This is a genomic window from Bartonella bovis 91-4 (assembly GCF_000384965.1).
Classification (GTDB): Bacteria; Pseudomonadota; Alphaproteobacteria; order Rhizobiales; family Rhizobiaceae; genus Bartonella; species Bartonella bovis.
In genome coordinates, this window is the sequence record NZ_CM001844.1 from 82,283 (window position 1) to 101,002 (window position 18,720).

At 37.6% G+C, this 18,720-nt stretch carries 19 protein-coding genes; 13 read left to right on the top strand and 6 right to left on the bottom strand.

Annotated features, from left to right (window positions below; translation table 11 throughout):
- Window positions 1–56 precede the first annotated feature (56 nt).
- Window positions 57–905: a 2,3,4,5-tetrahydropyridine-2,6-dicarboxylate N-succinyltransferase gene (dapD, locus tag BBBE_RS00305; RefSeq protein WP_010700634.1), complete on the bottom strand. Its 849-nt coding sequence runs from the start codon at window positions 903–905 to the stop codon at window positions 57–59.
- A 130-nt stretch (window positions 906–1,035) separates the two neighbouring features.
- On the opposite strand from dapD, the gene BBBE_RS00310 reads away from it, so the two are divergent.
- A complete protein-coding gene (locus BBBE_RS00310) occupies window positions 1,036–1,878 on the top strand; it encodes an LOG family protein (protein ID WP_010700635.1) in 843 nt (280 codons plus the stop codon).
- 28 nt (window positions 1,879–1,906) lie between these two features.
- On the opposite strand, the gene truA is transcribed toward BBBE_RS00310, so the two are convergent.
- The 3 genes from truA to def are packed head-to-tail and all read right to left on the bottom strand — an operon-like array spanning window position 1,907 to window position 4,111.
- Window positions 1,907–2,650, bottom strand: coding sequence for a tRNA pseudouridine(38-40) synthase TruA (gene truA / locus BBBE_RS00315; RefSeq protein ID WP_010700636.1), 744 nt, complete (start codon window positions 2,648–2,650; stop codon window positions 1,907–1,909).
- A gap of 1 nt (window position 2,651) precedes the next feature.
- Window positions 2,652–3,581, bottom strand: coding sequence for a methionyl-tRNA formyltransferase (fmt, locus tag BBBE_RS00320; RefSeq protein ID WP_010700637.1), 930 nt, complete (start codon window positions 3,579–3,581; stop codon window positions 2,652–2,654).
- Window positions 3,581–4,111 (bottom strand): peptide deformylase, encoded by a 531-nt coding sequence (def, locus tag BBBE_RS00325; RefSeq protein WP_035464460.1) that lies wholly within the window; start codon window positions 4,109–4,111, stop codon window positions 3,581–3,583. The genes fmt and def overlap by 1 nt, the downstream gene beginning before the upstream one ends.
- A gap of 90 nt (window positions 4,112–4,201) precedes the next feature.
- Here def and BBBE_RS00330 point away from each other — a divergent pair, with 90 nt between their 5' ends.
- The gene (locus tag BBBE_RS00330) at window positions 4,202–5,371 is read left to right on the top strand and encodes a DNA recombination protein RmuC (protein ID WP_010700639.1); all 1,170 of its coding nucleotides are present in this window, start codon (window positions 4,202–4,204) and stop codon (window positions 5,369–5,371) included.
- A gap of 108 nt (window positions 5,372–5,479) precedes the next feature.
- The gene (locus BBBE_RS00335) at window positions 5,480–6,067 is read left to right on the top strand and encodes a transglycosylase SLT domain-containing protein (RefSeq protein ID WP_010700640.1); all 588 of its coding nucleotides are present in this window, start codon (window positions 5,480–5,482) and stop codon (window positions 6,065–6,067) included.
- 338 nt (window positions 6,068–6,405) lie between these two features.
- On the opposite strand, the gene BBBE_RS00340 is transcribed toward BBBE_RS00335, so the two are convergent.
- Window positions 6,406–6,657: a BQ00720 family protein gene (locus BBBE_RS00340; RefSeq protein WP_010700641.1), complete on the bottom strand. Its 252-nt coding sequence runs from the start codon at window positions 6,655–6,657 to the stop codon at window positions 6,406–6,408.
- 557 nt (window positions 6,658–7,214) lie between these two features.
- On the opposite strand from BBBE_RS00340, the gene nth reads away from it, so the two are divergent.
- From nth to BBBE_RS00390, 10 genes are all read left to right on the top strand, one after another.
- The gene (gene nth, locus BBBE_RS00345) at window positions 7,215–7,955 is read left to right on the top strand and encodes an endonuclease III (RefSeq protein ID WP_010700642.1); all 741 of its coding nucleotides are present in this window, start codon (window positions 7,215–7,217) and stop codon (window positions 7,953–7,955) included.
- 135 nt (window positions 7,956–8,090) lie between these two features.
- Window positions 8,091–8,294, top strand: coding sequence for a 50S ribosomal protein L35 (gene rpmI, locus BBBE_RS00350; RefSeq protein ID WP_010700643.1), 204 nt, complete (start codon window positions 8,091–8,093; stop codon window positions 8,292–8,294).
- 33 nt (window positions 8,295–8,327) lie between these two features.
- Complete coding sequence (gene rplT / locus BBBE_RS00355; protein WP_010700644.1) at window positions 8,328–8,729, top strand: 50S ribosomal protein L20; 402 nt, start codon at window positions 8,328–8,330, stop codon at window positions 8,727–8,729.
- Window positions 8,730–8,820: 91 nt separating this feature from the next.
- Window positions 8,821–9,906, top strand: coding sequence for a phenylalanine--tRNA ligase subunit alpha (gene pheS, locus BBBE_RS00360; RefSeq protein WP_010700645.1), 1,086 nt, complete (start codon window positions 8,821–8,823; stop codon window positions 9,904–9,906).
- A gap of 31 nt (window positions 9,907–9,937) precedes the next feature.
- Window positions 9,938–12,352: a phenylalanine--tRNA ligase subunit beta gene (gene pheT / locus BBBE_RS00365; protein WP_010700646.1), complete on the top strand. Its 2,415-nt coding sequence runs from the start codon at window positions 9,938–9,940 to the stop codon at window positions 12,350–12,352.
- A gap of 295 nt (window positions 12,353–12,647) precedes the next feature.
- Window positions 12,648–13,544, top strand: a complete 897-nt coding sequence (locus BBBE_RS00370; protein WP_010700647.1) for a metal ABC transporter substrate-binding protein — start codon at window positions 12,648–12,650, stop codon at window positions 13,542–13,544.
- 7 nt (window positions 13,545–13,551) lie between these two features.
- A complete protein-coding gene (locus tag BBBE_RS00375) occupies window positions 13,552–14,382 on the top strand; it encodes a manganese/iron ABC transporter ATP-binding protein (RefSeq protein WP_035464584.1) in 831 nt (276 codons plus the stop codon).
- Window positions 14,379–15,233, top strand: a complete 855-nt coding sequence (locus BBBE_RS00380; RefSeq protein WP_010700649.1) for a metal ABC transporter permease — start codon at window positions 14,379–14,381, stop codon at window positions 15,231–15,233. The genes BBBE_RS00375 and BBBE_RS00380 overlap by 4 nt, the downstream gene beginning before the upstream one ends.
- 7 nt (window positions 15,234–15,240) lie before the next feature.
- The gene (locus BBBE_RS00385; RefSeq protein WP_010700650.1) at window positions 15,241–16,152 is read left to right on the top strand and encodes a metal ABC transporter permease; all 912 of its coding nucleotides are present in this window, start codon (window positions 15,241–15,243) and stop codon (window positions 16,150–16,152) included.
- A gap of 389 nt (window positions 16,153–16,541) precedes the next feature.
- Window positions 16,542–16,958, top strand: coding sequence for a YbaN family protein (locus BBBE_RS00390; protein ID WP_035464586.1), 417 nt, complete (start codon window positions 16,542–16,544; stop codon window positions 16,956–16,958).
- A 367-nt stretch (window positions 16,959–17,325) separates the two neighbouring features.
- Here BBBE_RS00390 and pncB read toward each other — a convergent pair whose 3' ends face one another.
- Window positions 17,326–18,630, bottom strand: coding sequence for a nicotinate phosphoribosyltransferase (pncB, locus tag BBBE_RS00395; RefSeq protein ID WP_010700652.1), 1,305 nt, complete (start codon window positions 18,628–18,630; stop codon window positions 17,326–17,328).
- Between the last annotated feature and the right edge of the window lie 90 nt (window positions 18,631–18,720).

An 18,720-nucleotide genomic window follows, 5' to 3' on the forward strand; every position in this document is an offset into this window, starting at 1 on the left:
TTGATTTGGCTTTAAACATGATGTTTGTCGAAAGGGGATCTTTAAAGTAGCACTTTTTAGTCGCGTAAGAGGTCATTAATGGATGTTTTTTCCCGTGTTTTTTGATCTACTCGTTTGACAATAACAGCGCAATAAAGGTTGGGACCTACTTCACCGTTTGGTAGCGGTTTTCCAGGAAGAGAGCCTGGAACAACAACTGAATAAGCTGGTACTTCACCTGTAAAAATTTCGCCTGTTGTGCGGTCAATAATTTTTGTAGATTTTCCAATAAAAACTCCCATACCTAAAACAGCACCTTCACGAATAATGCAACCTTCAACTATTTCAGAACGTGCACCGATAAAACAATGATCTTCAATAATTGTTGGACCTGCTTGCAGTGGTTCCAAAACACCTCCGATGCCGACTCCACCAGAAAGGTGAACATGTTTACCAATTTGAGCGCAAGAACCAACAGTAGTCCACGTATCAATCATTGTTCCTTGATCTATATAGGCACCAAGGTTAACAAATGATGGCATCAAAATGACGTTGGGTGCAATATAAGCAGAATGGCGTACAATCGCGCCAGGAACTGAGCGGAAATTAGCCCGTTTAAAATCAGCTTCTTGCCATCCAGAAAATTTTGAAGGTATTTTATCCCACCAACACGATTCATTTGTTTCACCAGACATGATGCGCATAGGATTGAGTTTAAACGATAAAAGAATAGCTTTTTTCAGCCATTGATGAATATGCCATTGACCATCTTCTTGGCGTTTTGCTACGCGGATTTCGCCTTTGTCTAGAAGATTTAATGCGTGTTCAACACTGTCACGAATTTCACCTTTTGTAGAGGTATTGATAAAATCGATATTATTAAATGCTTTTTCGATAATCGTTTCAAGTTGTGTTATAGTGGTCATTGCTAAAGTTCCATTAAGCAAATTGAAAGCATAAAGATTTATGGTTTATGGCCTACGTGAAGAAATGTGTGTAGTCAATAAAAGGATTTAAAAGAGTGTAACAGGTATATGAAAAAAGGGCTATAAAAGCATGGTAAAAAGGGAAGAAAAAAATAATATATTATCTTCCTCTGAAAAGGAGGTGAGGCGACAGGTGGATACAATATCTGAGCGCCACAGGCGCTGTTCACTTACTTACCATTTAGCTTATATGGATCAAGAATTTATTATGCGTCCTGAATTACGTCCACAACGCCTTGGTCTTGAGTTTTTAAAACCGGAAATAGTTTTTCAGGAATGCGGCATTCAGTCAACTGTTGTTTTATTTGGTGGAGCACGTATTCCTGAGCCTGGGCAAGAAGCATGGGCAGCGAAAAATCAACAACAAAAGAAGAATTTGCAAGATATGTCCCATTATTATGATGAGGCAAGAGAATTTGCGCGTTTATGCTCACGTTATTCTGCCACCACAAAATATCGCGAATTCGTAGTTGCAACGGGGGGAGGGCTGGGGGTAATGGAAGCAGGAAATCGTGGTGCTGATGATGTTGGTGCACCAACAATTGGTTTGAATGTTATTTTACCTCATGAGCAATGGCCTAATGCTTATGTGACTCCGCATTTGTGTTTTAATTTTCATTATTTAACAATACGAAAAATGCATTTTTTAATACGAGCGAAAGCATTGGCAGTTTTTCCTGGAGGATTTGGCACTTTGGATGAGCTGTTTGAGGCATTAACTTTAATGCAAACAGGTCGTATGAAACAGGTTCCTATTTTAATATTTGGAAAAGAATTTTGGAACAATGTTATCAATTTTGATTATTTGTCCTCTCAAGGTATGATTTCTTCCTCTGATGTGGATCTTTTGACGTTTGTCAATACAGCAGAACAAGCTTTTGAAGTAATTCGTTCTTTTTATAAGCTAGTTTGATAGTTTAAAAAGACGTTTTTTAAAATAGTTAATAATCAATTTTCATCAAATAAAGACCTGAAGGAGGTGCGACCATACCACAGCGCGCACGATCCTTGGCATTAAGAGCTGCTTCAAGATCTTGAGCTGTCCATTGTCCAGTACCAACTTTCACAAGACTTCCTGCAAATGAGCGGATCTGATGGTGAAGAAAAGAACGAGCCTGTGCATAAAGGAAAATTTCTTCTCCTTTTCTTTGAACATCTAGCCGTTCAAGAGTACGAATAGGACTTTTAGCTTGGCAGTGGGCTGACCGGAAAGTAGTAAAATCATGCTGTCCTACAAGCTTTTGAGCCGCTTCGTGCATAGCATCGGTATTAAGGTGTTTTGGTAGCCACCACACACGTTTAGCGTCTAAAGCTGGTGGTGAGCGACGATTGAGAATTTTGAAGAGATAATAGCGTTTAATTGCACAAAATCGTGCATGAAAACTATCTGGAACATTTTGTACATTTAAAATAGCAATATCTTCGCCTTGTTGCTGCAAATGAGCATTAAGTGCATTGTGTACAGTATTAGCGTGCCAATTTTTCATAAAATCAACATGCGCGACTTGTCCTATAGCGTGAACACCAGCATCGGTTCTGCCAGCTGCAATGATGGTTAGTTTTTGGCCGCTAAAGTTAAAAATAGCTTGTTCAATAGCACCTTGTATAGTGCGCAGCTCTGCTTGACGTTGCCAGCCAGCATAATTTGAGCCATCGTATTCAAGAGTAAGTTTAAAGCGCGTCATATCAGAAAACTGCAGAAATGCTTGTTCCCCGCAAAAATGTTGAACTGTCGAGAATTTTACCGCCAGATCGTTGGAGGTGAGTTATTTCTATTTGCCCTTTTCCACAATGGATAATCAGATTTTTTGCTTCTATCCGACTAATTTCAAGAGAGAGGTTTTCCACTACGCGACTTCCAAGAATTTTCACCCGTTCTTGTTTTCCACCAATATCCATGATGCACCAGCAACCAGGAAAGGGAGAGAGTGCGCAGATACGTTTGTGAATGGATTGTGCAGATTGCGTCCAATCAATTCGGGTTTCTTCTTTTTTAATTTTTGCGGCATAGGTTACCCCCTCTAAGGGTTGCGGGGTAAATTTGAGTTGGTTTCTTTCAAGAGTTGATAGAGCTTCTACTATAAGCTTTGCTCCTATATGTGAAAGTTTGTTTGAAAGTTCATGAGCTGTCATATTATTGGTAATAGTGATTGAGTGGGATAAAGCGATAGGCCCCGTATCTAGCCCTTCATCCATTTTCATAATCATTATTCCAGTTTCTTGGTCATCTGCCATAATCGCGCGTTGAATAGGGGCTGCACCTCGCCAGCGCGGTAATAATGAAGCATGAATATTCAAACAACCAAAACGCGGTGTTTCGAGAATAGCTTTTGGCAAAAGTAATCCATAAGCTGCAACAACAGCAACATCAATAGATAATGCCGCAAATCGAGCTTGTTCTTCAGATGTTTTGAGGCTTTGAGGGGTGAAAACGGGAATGGATTTTGCTTGCGCTGCATTCTGGACAGGGGAAGGGATCAATTTAAGACCACGCCGTCCTGCTGGGCGGGGAGGTTGGCTGTAGACTGCTACAATATCATGACCAGCATCTAATAAAGCATGTAAAATGGGTACAGAAAAATCAGGTGTTCCCATAAAGCTTAATCGTAATACCATCACACAATTACTTTCTGTGTGTCTTTTTCTTTTGCGCGTTTTTTTAATTTTCGAATTACCATATCACGCTTGATTTTTGAAATGTGATCAATAAAAAGGCAGCCATTCAAATGATCGATTTCATGTTGTAGGCAAGTGGCCAAAAGATTGTCTGCTTCAATTTCTGTTTGCTTTCCTTCACGATCTCTATAACGAACACGAAGACGTTTAGGACGTTCAACTTGTGCATAATATTCAGGAATAGAAAGACACCCCTCTTTGTAAATATTCCGTTCATCTGATAACCATAAGATTTCTGGATTGATCACAACAAGCGGATTTTTAGGAGCATTGTTTTCAGCAACATCTATGACCAACATACGTAATGGCACACCAATTTGAATAGCAGCAAGACCAATGCCTTGAGCGTGATACATGGTTTCCAACATATCGTCTGCTAGCTTTAGGATAGCTAGATCGATATGTTCGACAGGTTTTGAAACTTCACGTAGAATCGGGTTGGGTAAAGTAACTAAAGATTTCATTAGCATGGAAATAAATTAATCAATGGTTTATTACTGGTCAATATTGAATAAGAGATTTACGCGCTTTTTCGTAATAAAATCGCTATATTGCTTGTTATGTTTGATTCGTTTTTTTCTTTGATACTCTTGAATAGGCATTTTTATGAAGTTATAGCTTTATTTTTACTAGCTAGTTTTGTGGTTATGATGATTATACGCAGTAACCGGAAAAAGGCTATTGAAGTGGCTGCACACGCTCATGAAATGCAAATACAGATGGCTGCATTGTTGAAAACCCAAGCTGAAATGCAAGGGCGTATGCAGACAATGGCAGAAATTTTTGGTCAAAGACAAGCTGAATTAAATCAATCTATTCGCGAGCAACTCAATGGGATGACAACTAATTTAGGTCAAACTCTTCAGGTGCAGACCAAGTCTACTTATGAAAATTTGACTCGTTTACAAGAACGTTTAGCGGTAATTGACGCAGCACAAAATAACATTCAATCGCTTACTGGACAAATTATTCAGCTGCAGGCTATTTTAAACAATAAGCAGACACGTGGTATCTTTGGTCAAGGGCGGATGGAAGCTATTATTGCTGACGCTTTACCAGCTAATACTTATGTTTTTCAAGCGGTTCTTTCAAATGGAAAACAACCAGATTGTCTCATTCATATGCCAAATAAAGCACCAGCTCTTGTTGTGGATGCTAAATTTCCTCTAGAAGCTTGGCATGCTATGCGTAAAGCGTCTTCTTCTGAAGAACGAAAAAAAGCTGAACGCCAATTTCGTACTGATATGGATGTCCATATTCGTGATATTGCACAAAAATATTTAATTCCCGGAGAAACACATGATACAGCTTTTCTCTTTGTGCCATCAGAATCAATTTTTGCAACAATTTATGAAGATTTTGAACCATTAGTACAAAAAGCTAATCGTGCACATGTAATTATTGTATCGCCATCTTTGTTGATGTTATCTGTTCAAGTTGTACAAACCATTATGAAAGATGCAAAGATACGTGAACAAGCACATTTGGTCCAATCAGAGGTAGCAAAGTTAATGGAAGACTTTGGACGAATGGATATGCGTGTTCGCTCTTTGCAAAAACATTTTTACAAAACAGGCGAAGATATTGAGGCAATTTTAACATCGTCTTCTAAAATCATGAGGCGTGCTAGCCGTATTGAAGCTTTCGAATTAAAAGAAAATGACTTTATGCCAAAGTCAATAACAGCTCATGTTCAGCCACAAACATTGCGTTTGAATGATGAGCAGTGAAGTGGAATTCTTGAAAAAATATAGAATGATTTTATCTTTTATTAATTTGATAAGAATTTTGAAATATTTGTATTTTGTTTTTATCTTTTTATAAGGGAACATAAGGTGATGCGGCACCTTTTATTATTGGGGACAGTTGTATTTTTTTTGGGCAGTTGTGCAGCCAGACCTCCCACCTATACGAATAATGCTTGCGCTATTTTAGCGCAAAAAAATGGTTTTTTTGATAATTGGAAAAAAGCTTCTAGGAATGCAGAAACGCGTCATGGAATTCCTGCGTCTATTATTCTTGCAACGATTAATATCGAATCAGGTTTTCGTCATAATGCACGTCCTAAGCGTACAAAACTTCTCGGTTTTATTCCATGGAAGCGTCGTTCAACAGCTTACGGTTATGCTCAAGCACTTGATAATACATGGGCAGTCTATATCCGTTCTACTGGAAGATCTTCTGCACGACGGACTAATTTTGCTGATTCTGCTGATTTTGTTGCTTGGTATCATCGTCAAAGTGTTAGACGCAATGGTGTTAAACCCAATGATGCGTATAGTCTTTATTTAAATTATTACATGGGGCACAGTGCTTATGCCCGCAATAGAGGCCGTCCTACCCCAGCGATTGCAGAAGTTGCGCAACGTGTGAATAAAATGGCGAGACGTTATGATCAACAATTAAGAATGTGTGGATGGCGCTAGAAGAGGTTGTGCGAATAGCGGTTTAAAAAGTCATTAAATATTTAAAAAAAACCACATTTGTCGTGGATGATGTACAAGTAAATGATTGATCACTTCTGTTTCTGTAGGTCAGATTTATTGTGTTTAGTTGAAGTTTTTTAAGTTTTAAAGCTTATATTGATGAAGGATGGTATGGTCTATTTCTTTAATAATAATATCACTGAAATTAAAATTGTTTCTTTTTCATTTCTAAAAGAGATAGTTATCTACATAGCCTGTGTAATAGGATTTAAGATCATAAAATGATCACAGCGTTTAATTCGTGGAGTGGATAATTTCATAATTTTTTTTAAAATAATTTAGTGCAATGTGACAATTTGTAACTCATGTTCATTGGCACCTGCAAGAGCGAGAGAGCGTTCATCGGATAAAATGATTGGATGACCTGTTTCACCAAAGAGAGCCCATATTGTAATACCTGGAGTCATTGGTGGAAGATCTGGAAAATTTTTAGCTAGATCATCTGTACAAACTTTTTTTAAATAAGCAATCTGCCCTGCATTAGAATGGGGTGTGTCTTGTAGTGACAAGATTTGTTTATGCTCACTCATTTCATTTGTCCCTTATGCATTGACTTTTGTTATTTTCACTGCTGACTTGAATTGGATCTCTTGCATTTTTTTGAATTTTAATAACTAAAGAATAGTTGATAAAAGATTATTTTTCAACTCAGTACTCATGCTATACATATCTTTAGTGAGAAGAAAAATGCGTTAGAGTTTATGCAAAGTTATACCATGATAGAAATATTAATGGTTTTAACTGTTTGTTTACTGTAAATAATCAGTTGATCTTCTTCTAGAGGAAATTTAAATTTAATTATGTCTTAGTTCCATAACGGCTAAAGTTATGCGCGTATAACTTTTCTCATTATTTTTATGAAAATACTCACTGTGTATAATTTGTGTAAACTTTGTTAGTTATATCAACGTGTTGTGATGTTTTATTCTTTTTCCAAATTCAAGAAGAAAAGGATAGAATTATGGGTCATTGTAATAGTTACTCTTTAAAGTGATCAATTGACAAATTTTTAAAAAGCGTTTTTCGTATTTCTCTTATGTGGGTTAAGCGTGAGCAAATGACTTCAAGAGAAATGAGAAAGAGTTTAATGACTGAAAAGACAAGGCAATTGAGAGAAGCACGAAAAATTGCCGGAACATTATATAGAGAAGATGAAATTGCAGAAATTTTTCGTCGTTTTTCTATTCAACGTCCTACTCCCAAAAGCGATCTTATATATACGAATGCTTTTACTCTTTTGATTGCAGTTATTCTTTCAGCTCAGGCTACAGATGTTGGTGTTAATAAGGTTACACAAAAGTTATTTTCTCTTGCAGATAGACCGGAAAAAATGGTTGCATTAGGAGAAGAGGGAATCGCATCTTATATTCGTGCCATTGGTCTTTGGCGCGCAAAAGCACGCAATATTTACGCACTTTGTTGCCTTTTAATTGACCAATATGGTGGACAAGTGCCTGATAGTCGTGAGGCACTTATGGCTTTACCTGGTGTGGGGCGTAAAACTGCTAATGTTGTTTTGAATGTTGCTTTTGGCCAACCTACTTTAGCAGTAGATACGCATATTTTGCGCCTTGGAAACCGCCTTGGTTTAGCACCAGGTAAAACACCAGAAGTAGTTGAAGAGAAGTTAGTAAAAATTATACCAGTGCATTATATGCATTATGCTCATCATTGGCTTATTTTACATGGGCGTTACATTTGCAAGGCGCGTAGAGCACTCTGTACACAGTGTATCATTGCTGATCTTTGCAAAGCAGCGATTAAAACAAATGCCATTCCAGCACCCTTGGTTGAAGTTAAAGGGAATGGAGCTCCTGTTTTTTTTTAATACGGCCTTGCTATTTTATGCATACTGACTTATGAAAGCATGGTTGGAACTGCCCGGCAGGGCATGCCGTGGCTGTTCAAATGCTTATTCAAGTTTTGATCAATTTGATCAATTTTAAATATACGGAGTAGCAAAATGCCCAAAATGAAGACCAAATCATCTGCTAAGAAACGGTTCAAGATTACTGCGCTAGGTCGGGTGAAAGCAGCAGCAGCAGGCAAACGTCATGGTATGATTAAACGCTCTAATAAGTTCATTCGTGATGCACGTGGAACAATGATTCTAGCTGAATCAGATGCTAAAAAAATTACTCAGTATTATTTACCGAATGGCCTTTAAGCCTTGCCCTTTTGATTCATAGGAGATTATCATATGGCACGTGTAAAAAGAGGTGTTACAGCTCACGCTAAACACAAAAAAGTTCTCAAAGAAGCTGAAGGTTTTCGTGGTCGGCGTAAAAATACTATTCGTGCAGCTAAAGCAGCGGTTGATCGTTCAAAGCAATATGCTTATCGTGATCGTAAAAACCGTAAACGTACTTTTCGCTCTTTGTGGATTCAGCGGATCAATGCAGCTGTTCGTTTGGAGGGTTTAACTTATGGACGTTTTATTGATGGTCTGTCAAAGGCTGGTATTGAGATTGATCGTAAGGTTCTGTCTGATATAGCTATTTATGAACCCACAGCGTTTGCTGCGTTAGTGGTTTCTGCAAAGAAGGCTTTAGAATATTTAAAAGACACAACGCCTAATGCTTTTGAAGGCGCAGTCAAGTAAGCCAGTTGCGTTTTCTTAAAGCATTTATTTATTCAAGATTCCGCTCTGGTTATTACTGGTGCGGTTTTTTTAATGTAAAATAGGCAGAAATATGAACGATATTGAACGTCTAGAACAAGAAATTTGTTTAGCTTTAGAAGCGGCCAATGATGAACAGGCACTTGAAGCAGTACGTATTGCGGCATTGGGTAAAAAAGGTAGCATTTCTGAAAGATTAAAAGCATTAGGAAAGATGAATGCTGATGAACGCCATAAAGTCGGGCCTATACTTAATGGGTTAAAAAATCGTATTCTAGAATTGTGGGCGCAAAAGCGTGATACTCTCAAGCGTCATGCAACGGCTGTACGCCTTTCAAAGGAAACAATTGATATAACTTTGCCTGTTCGTTCTTCGCCTATAGAGCGTGGTCGTATTCATCCTATTTCGCAAGTGATTGATGAAATTATAGCTATTTATGCAAATATGGGTTTTTCTATTGCGCAAGGGCCGGATATTGAAACAGATTATTATAATTTTACTGCGTTGAATTTTCCTGAAGATCATCCCGCGCGCGAAATGCACGATACCTTTTTTTTTGATGTGGATAAGGCAGGAAATCGGAAATTATTGCGTACGCACACATCGCCAGTACAAATTCGTGTGATGGAAAAGCAGCAAACACCAATACGCATTATTATTCCTGGAAAAACTTACCGTATGGATTCTGATGCGACTCATTCACCGATGTTTCATCAGGTGGAAGGGTTGGTGGTTGATAAAACTTCCACTATTGCACATATGATGTGGCTTCATGAAACTTTTTGTAAAGCCTTTTTTGAAGTATCTTCGGTGAAGATGCGTTTTCGCCCATCTTTTTTTCCTTTTACTGAGCCATCTATGGAGGTAGACATTCAATGTAATTGTTCCGGTTCAGAAGTGAGGTTTGGAGAAGGTCATGATTGGTTGGAAATTTTAGGGTGTGGCATGGTGCATCCTCATGTTTTAAAGAATGTTGGTTTTGATCCGGATGAGTATCAAGGATTTGCGTGGGGTATGGGGATTGATCGTATGGCTATGTTAAAATATGGTATGCCTGATTTGCGGGCTTTTTTTGAAACTGATTTGCGTTGGTTGAATCATTATGGTTTTCGTTGCTTTGATGTGCCTGCCCTTTTTACTGGCTTGAGCAATGTATAATTTTGTCACAGTTTTCATGTGAGGTTTTAAGATGAAATTTACATTGTCTTGGTTGAAGGATCACTTAGAAACAGATGCATCTTTAGATGAAATTTGTAATAAACTGACAGCTATTGGTCTTGAGGTTGATCATGTTGAAGATTATGCTTCTTTAGCAGGCTTTGTGAATGCAAAGGTTTTAACAGCTGTAAAACATCCTGATGCAGATAAATTACAAATTTTGTCAGTAGATACAGGGTCTGGTGCGCCTGTGCAAATTGTGTGTGGGGCATCAAATGCGCGTGTTGGGCTTGTTAGTGTTCTTGCATTGCCAGGCACCTATGTGCCGGGGCTTGATATAACGTTATCTGTGGGAAAAATCCGTGGTGTTGATAGTTTTGGTATGATGTGTTCATCAGCAGAGCTTAAGTTTCTAGATGAGCATGATGGGATTATTGAATTACCAGAGGATGCTCCTCTTGGAGTATCGTATGCAGATTATGCAGGTTTGAATGATCCTGTGATTGATGTTGGATTGACGCCTAATCGTTCTGATTGCACGGGTGTTCGTGGAATTGCTCGTGATTTAGCTGCAACCGGTATTGGGCGATTAAAAGAATTATCAATACCGCAGTTTGATGCCTCTTTTGAAACGTCAGTTCAAGTTACTTTAGATTTTTTGCAAAGTAAATCACTATGTTTAGGCTTTTCTTGGCGCGAAGTGCGCAATGTGCAAAATAATGCGTCACCACAATGGATGCGACGACGTTTAAATGCAATCGGTTTGAGACCGATTAATGCGCTGGTTGATATAACAAATTATATAAGTTTTGATCTTGGTCGTCCGCTTCATGTTTTTGATGCGGATAAGGTTAAAGGGGCTCTAAGAGTACGTCGCGGTTGTGAAGGTGAACAGCTTCAAGCTCTGAATGGTAAAATTTATAACTTGAGAGCTAAGGATTGTGTCATTGCAGATGAAGAGGGGGTTGTCGCTATTGCTGGCATTATGGGTGGTGTCAGGACGAGTTGTGATGAAATGACACGGCGTGTCATTATTGAATCCGCTCTTTGGGATTCACGCAGTATTGCGCAAACAGGTCGCACATTAGGCCTTATCAGTGATGCGCGTTATCGATTTGAACGGGGTGTTGATCCAGCTTTTATGGAATCAGGGCTTGAGATTGCAACAAAGCTGGTGTTGAATCTTTGTGGTGGTGAAGTATCAGAAGTGCAGGTTATTGGCTATCAGAAGCCAGAAATTAAACAGATCAGCTTTCCATTTTCTGAAATCAAACGTTTGACTAATTTAGAAATAGAACGTGAAAAAGCTATTACTATTTTAAAGCAGCTTGGATTTGGCATTAGAGGAGAAGGAGATGTGGTTACGGTTGAAGTGCCAACATGGCGCTTTGATGTTGTTGGTAAAGCTGATTTAGTAGAAGAAGTGATACGAATTTATGGGTTAGATAAAATTGAACCTATACCGTTAAAAGATTTTGCTGAGGGAAATAATAAAATTCTAACGTTTCCACAAATTATTTCACGCATTGCTCGTCGGACTTTAGCGTGTAGAGGTATGGTGGAAGCTGTGTCTTGGTCATTTATTTCTGAAAAGCAAGCGCTAACTTTTGGAGGTGGTCAAGCGCAGCTTAGATTAGTAAATCCTATTGCAACTGATATGTCTGTGATGCGTCCTTCTCTTTTGCCTGGTTTGCTTATTGCTGCGCAGAGAAATATTGATCGTGGTTTTTTGGATTTTGCTTTGTTTGAAGTTTCAAGTATCTATAAAGGCGATACACCTGATGAACAACAATGTGTTGCTGGTGGTATTCGTCGTGGTACAGAAAAATTTGAGGGATCTGGACGTTTTTGGAGTGGAAATACAAAGGCGGTTGATGTTTTTGATGCCAAAGCAGATGCATTAGCTGTTTTGGAAGCGTGTAGTGTAGATATTAGCAAAGTACAAATTGGGACTGAAACGCCTGATTGGTATCATCCTGGTCGTTCAGGTGTCATTAAGCTTGGGCCGAAGATTATTCTTGGTTTCTTTGGTGTTTTTCATCCTGATGCATTAGAAAAGTTAGATGTTAGCGGTCCTTTGTGTGGTTTTGAAGTTTTTCTTGACCAAATTCCGGAACCAAAGAAAAAAGCAACAAAAATTCGTTCTCCTTTAAAGTTGTCACCTTTTCAAATGGTACGACGCGATTTTGCATTTGTGGTTGATAAAGAAATAGCATCTTCTTTGATTGTTAATGCTGCACGTGGGGCAGATAAAAAGCTTATTCATTCAGTGCAGGTTTTTGATCTTTTTGAAGATCCAAATCTTGGTGAGGATAAAAAGTCTGTAGCGATTGAAGTTGCTATTCAACCCATTGAACGAACCTTAACAGATGAAGATCTTGAAGAACTTGCTTTGAAGGTTGTTGAAAATGTTACTAAAGCAACAGGTGCATGTTTGCGTTGTTGATTTTATAGTTTGCAAAGTTGGTTACTATCCTGTTGTATGAATTTTATACATAAGCGCGCTTTTAGGTACTTTTTGAGTGTTAGTGAGCATTTAAAGGGCTAGGAAAACATTTCAAAATTGATTTTCATATCGGTAGACTATTATTAAAATTATAAACATTTTTCAGTGTAAAAAAGAATTTTTTAAGTAACTGAAAATAACAGAAAAAATTGTTATTTTGGATAATTTTTTATTGCAAAGATAAAAATTAACTGCTAACTGATAATGCAAATCATTTGCAATAGAAAGTAGGTCGATGAAAGTAAAAGCATTTTTTACTACTTTTTTTTTGAGTTTAATCTTTTTAATTCCTAGCTTAGCTTTGAGTGCTAACAAGTTTAAAGCTGTTACAACGTTCACTATTATTGCTGATATGGCGCGTAATGTAGCAGGTGATGTTGCTGATGTTGAATCCATCACCAAGCCAGGTGCTGAAATTCACGAGTATCAACCTACACCGCGTGATCTTATGCGTGCGCAAGGTGCCAACCTTATATTGTGGAATGGATTAGAATTAGAACTTTGGTTTGAAAAATTTTTTCAAAATATCAAGGATGTCCCAAGCGTTGTTGTTTCAGAAGGTATTGCCCCAATTGCAATTGGCGAGGGGCCTTTTAGCGGTAAACCAAATCCTCATGCGTGGATGTCACCGACTTTGGCTTTGACTTACATTGATAATATTCGCGATGCTTTTGTAAAGTATGATCCTGAGCATGCTAGTATTTATAAAAAAAATGCTGAAATTTATAAGCAGAAGATTCGTTTAAGTCTTGATCCAATCAAGGCTAAATTAGAGGCATTGCCGGAAGATAAGCGCTGGCTTGTGACCAGTGAAGGTGCGTTTAGCTATTTGGCTCGTGATTTTGACTTAAAAGAGCTCTATTTGTGGCCAATTAATGCTGATCAACAGGGAACACCACAGCAAGTTAAACATGTTATTGATATGGTTCGCAAATATCGTATTCAAGTCATTTTTTCTGAAAGCACCATTTCTGATGCACCTGCTAAACAAGTTGCAAAAGAAACAGGCGCTCGTTATGGCGGTGTTCTTTATGTTGACTCACTAAGTGAGAAAGGCGGTGAGGTTCCAACCTATATTGATTTGTTACGTGTTACAAGTGCGCGTATTGCCCAGGGGTTATCTGATGGGTGAAAGGTCAATGATTGAATCTGGAATATCTGTTCAAGATGTAACAGTGATTTATCGCAATGGGCATACAGCTTTGCGCGAAGTAAATTTTGAGAATCCAATTGGTTCGATTGCAGCATTGGTCGGGGTTAATGGATCAGGAAAGTCAACGTTATTTAAAGCTATTATGGGGTTTGTACAACCTTCAAAGGGGAAAATTCGCATTTTAGGTTTGCCGGTTAAAAAGGCTTTGAAACAAAATCTTATTGCTTATGTACCTCAGAGTGAAGACGTTGATTGGGATTTTCCTGTTCTTGTTGAGGATGTTGTATTGATGGGGCGGTACGGCCATATGAATTTTTTTCGCTATGCACGCGCGCAAGATCGCGAGGCCGTCCGTTCTGCTTTGGAGCGTGTTGATATGTTGGCATTTGCTAAGCGTCAAATTGGGGAGCTTTCTGGTGGACAGAAAAAGCGTGTCTTCCTAGCACGTGCTTTAGCACAAGAGGCAAAAGCTATTTTATTAGATGAGCCATTTACGGGGGTTGATGTTAAAACGGAAGATAAAATTATTACTTTGTTACAAGATTTGCGTAAAGAAGGTGCAATAATATTAGTCTCTACCCACAATTTAAGCTCTGTTTTTGAGTTTTGTGATCGTACGGTTTTAATAAAAGGAACTGTTTTAGCTTCTGGATTGACACAAATGGTTTTTACGCAGAAAAATCTTGAACGAACTTTTGATGGTACGTTACACCGTCATAATATTGATTTCCAAGGTAGAAAAAAAGATAATATTTTTTCGGATGGTGAGGAGCCTTTATTTTTTGGCTGCAATCGAGAGCGGAAGCACGTTTCATGATGTCTTGGTTACTTGAGCCATTCAACTATCAATATATGGTCAATGCAATGTGGGTTTCGGGGTTAGTTGGGTGTGTTTGTGCATTTCTTTCGGCTTTTCTAATGTTAAAGGGTTGGTCGTTAATTGGTGATGCACTTTCCCACTCAATTGTGCCTGGAGTTGCTGGGGCTTATCTTTTAGGATTGCCTTTTTCACTTGGGGCTTTTTTCTCTGGTGGGGCAGCAGCAGCAGCGATGTTGTTTCTTAATCATCGGACAAAACTGAAAGAAGATACAATTATTGGTTTAACTTTTTCTTCCTTTTTTGCTCTTGGATTGTTTCTCAAGTCATTAAAACCAATGGCTGTTAATATTGATACGATTGTTCTTGGAAATGTTTTGGCAATTAGTTCATCAGATATTCTACAGTTAGTTTGTATTAGTGTTTTCTCTTTGTTGATATTATGTGCAAAGTGGAAAGATTTATTAGTTTCTTTATTTGATGAAAGTCATGCACGTACTCTTGGATTGAATGTAAAGCTATTGAAAGTTCTCTTTTTTACGCTACTTGCCGCTTGTACTGTTGCTGCTATGCAAACGGTAGGAGCTTTTTTGGTTATTTGTCTTGTTGTAACACCAGGAGCTACAGCTTATCTTTTGAGTGATCGCTTTGTGAACCTTTTGATAATTGCAGTGGTGATTGGAACATTTACAAGTGTATTAGGTGTTTATGTGAGTTATTTTTTAAATGCGCATACCGGTGGTGTTGTTGTGCTTTTCCAAGCATTTCTGTTTATTATAGCTTTTATTTTTTCTCCCAAATACGGTTTTCTCGCTGCTCGTTTGCGTGTGAGAGTAGCAAAAAAAATATGATAACAATATGATAGATCAATTACTACTTCCTTTTCAGCTTTCTTTTATGATTAAGGGTATGACTATTACGGTTATTCTTTCCATTCCAATGGCTATGCTTTCTTGCTTTCTTATTTTAAAAGGATGGGCGCTTTTAGGAGATGCGATTTCTCACGCAGTTTTTCCTGGTGTGGTTATTGGTTATATGACAACACCGTGGGTGATAACGTTTTTAACTTCTTTGCCGTTTTCTTGGTTTCATCATCTACATCCAGCAAATGTTACAATGATTTTAATTGTTTTTGGTGCTTTCGTTGCTGGTATGATTTGTGCTATCATAATAGGCTTTTTAGGGAGCAATAGCCGTATAAAACAAGATACAGTTATGGGGGTTGTTTTTTCATCTATGTTTGGTTTGGGGCTAGTTCTAGCAACCGCAATCTATAGTAATTTGGATTTAAATCATATCTTATTTGGTAATCTTTTGGGCGTTAATTGGCTCGATATTACACAGACAGCAATAATTTCTATTATTGTTACTTTAATTTTGGGGACAAAATGGCGTGATTTTATGCTGTACATTTTTGATTCAATTCAAGGGCGTGCAATAGGACTACAGATATCAATGCTCCATTATACTTTGTTAACAATGATTTCTCTCACGATTGTTGCGGCTTTAAAAGCAGTTGGAATTATTTTAGTTATTTCTTTGTTGATTGCACCAGGAGCGATTGCTTATCTTATTACTAAGCGGTTTTTCTCTATGCTTTTAATTGCTGTATTGGTTGCTGTTTTTTCTAGTTTTCTAGGAATTTATCTAAGCTTATTCATTGGTTCTGATTCTGCTTCTACAATTGTGTTGATTTTGACACTGATCTTTGCTGCTGTTTTTGTATGGATCTTTGTTCAACAAGCTACAACTCAAGAAAAGCAAGTATAATAGATCTTTGCATAGTAGCCATGCATTTTTGTATGTTGTTTTAAATTTTTCTTTTTATTAAATGAGGAGGAGCTAGGTTATTTTCCTCCTAATGTCTAGCCGATGAATGCAGTATTTTCTCCTCCCAACACTGCATTCGTATTTAAGAGGCTGCATTGATTTATCATGCAGCCTTTTTATTTTTGAATGCTGTAAAAGCTTATTCTCATTTCTTGAAAACTTTTAAATGGTTATCATATTGCATAAACTATCCTATATTTCGGGACGTAGTCATTGTTAAAGATATGCTTGTTGATGGAGCAATGTTCAGTAAAATTATGTGCTAAAATATATAAAGGGTAAAGTTTTACATCGTGGTATCTGAGTGAAAGAAGAAACAGCAATAAATGATAGAAAAAGATTTTAAGATATCTCGTCCTTTACGGGTGGTCTATTCTATATTAGGTTGGCTAATGATTGTATTAGGTTTAATCGGTGTGGTTTTACCTATTATGCCAACTGTGCCCTTTTTGTTAGTTGCTTCATGGTGCTTTACCCGTTCATCACCGCGTTTTCATTGTTGGCTGCATAATCATCGAATTTTTGGTCTACCTATTAAGCAATGGGAAGAAAAGAGAATCATCCCACCTTTTGTTAAAATTTTTGCTGTGGTGAGTATGACTGGCGGCTTTTTATTGTTTTTAGTAATTGTACACCCTGCTTTATGGCTTGCTTTATCAGCTGCAATTGTTTTGTTAGCGATTGCTATTTATATTGTAACACGTCCATCCTCATCTACGTCATCATCTTCATCATTACAAAAATAAAAAATTTTATTATTGAGTCTGTTTTACGTTTTTCTCGTTTTATTGAAATTATTTTCAGAGAATTTTTGGGCTAAAAACATTTAAGATAAAATTTTCATCTATCGATATTAATACGCACATCATCCTACCAGATTTTCTAAAGTGCTAAATGGCATGTTTGCTAGATGAAGTATGCACTGATGAAAAATTAGCCGTGAATGGAATTGTGCGTCAATACTTTTTTAGGTACTGCTCAGATTATTTTAACAGGCAATAAAAACCGTTCACGTAATAATATTATTTTTACGTATTTAAAAGAAATAGAGATAATATTTGCCTGTTGGAGTTGAACAATAATTTGTTTCTTTTTTATTCAATCAGTTAACGATTAAATCTTGATGGATTTGATAACGGATGCTTCAGGATTGAAAAAATTTAAATAACGCTGTATTTCTTGTGGATCTCCAATGGTTTTTTCAGGATTATCTGAAAGTTTTACAGTTGATCGGCCATTAACGTGGGTGGCTTTACAGACAAGGGAAGCAGCTTTAAGATTTGCAATGCTTTGAGGTGCACAATTTTCAAAATCATTGGTGAGATTGGTTCCCCATCCAAAACTCATGCGTATTTTACCATGAAAGTGATGATAAGTTTTTTCAATTGTATCTACATCTAGCGCGTCGGAAAAAATCAATAATTTTTCTCGTGGGTTTTTTCCTTTTTCTTGCCACCATTTTATAATGCGTTCACCTCCTTCAATGGGTAGAGCACTGTCAATTCTAAAACCTGTCCAGTCTGCTACCCAATCTGGTGCATTGTGTAAAAATGCTTCTGTTCCAAAAGTATCGGGCAAAACAATCAAAAGATTTCCACCATAATGACGGTTCCAATTTTGCAGAACTTGGTAAGGTGCTTGGCGCAAATCGTTGTCATTATTGGTAAGGGCAGCGATAACCATAGGTAATTCATGCGCGTTTGTTCCAAGGGCTTCTAAGTCTGTGTCCATTGCTAGAAGGATATTAGAAGACCCCACTAAAGAGTTGCCAATTCCTTCTTTTAACGCTTCGACACACCAACGTTGCCATAAAAAAGAATGGCGACGTCTAGTGCCAAAATCAGCGATATTAAGATCAGGCAATTGTTTAAGACGTTCAATTTTACTCCACATTTTTGCTTTAGCGCGGGCATAAAGAACATCGAGTGCAAAACGATCGAGGTTTTTTATTGCAGCGCGTGAACGTAATTCACTGATAATAGAAAGGGCAGGGATTTCCCACATAGAGCTATAAGCCCATGGGCCATGAAAATGTAGAATATATTGGCCGTCTTTGTGGGTTAATTCATATTCAGGCAATTGAAATTTTTCAAGCCAATGGAGAAAATCCGGTTTGAAAATTTGCTTGCGACCATAAAATGTATTACCAGCAAGCCAGATTATTTCTTTTTTAGTAAAGCGTAGACTAAGGGCGTGATCAAGCTGAGCACGTAGCTCACCTTCATCAATATCATTAGCAAGACAAATTGTTTTACTGCGATTTATAAGTGAGAAGGTGACATGAACATTTGGATAAAGTCCCCAAATCATCTGCACCATGAGAAGTTTATAAAAATCCGTATCGAGAAGCGAACGAATAATAGGGTCAAGTTTCCATGTATGGTTATAAACGCGTCTAGCAATATCTGTATGATTCATTACCCTTTTCTTTCATCTTAGTGAAATCTAAAATTGTTTCGTGTCAATATAATCATCAAAAAAAATGCAAAAACTATAACAACTTTATAG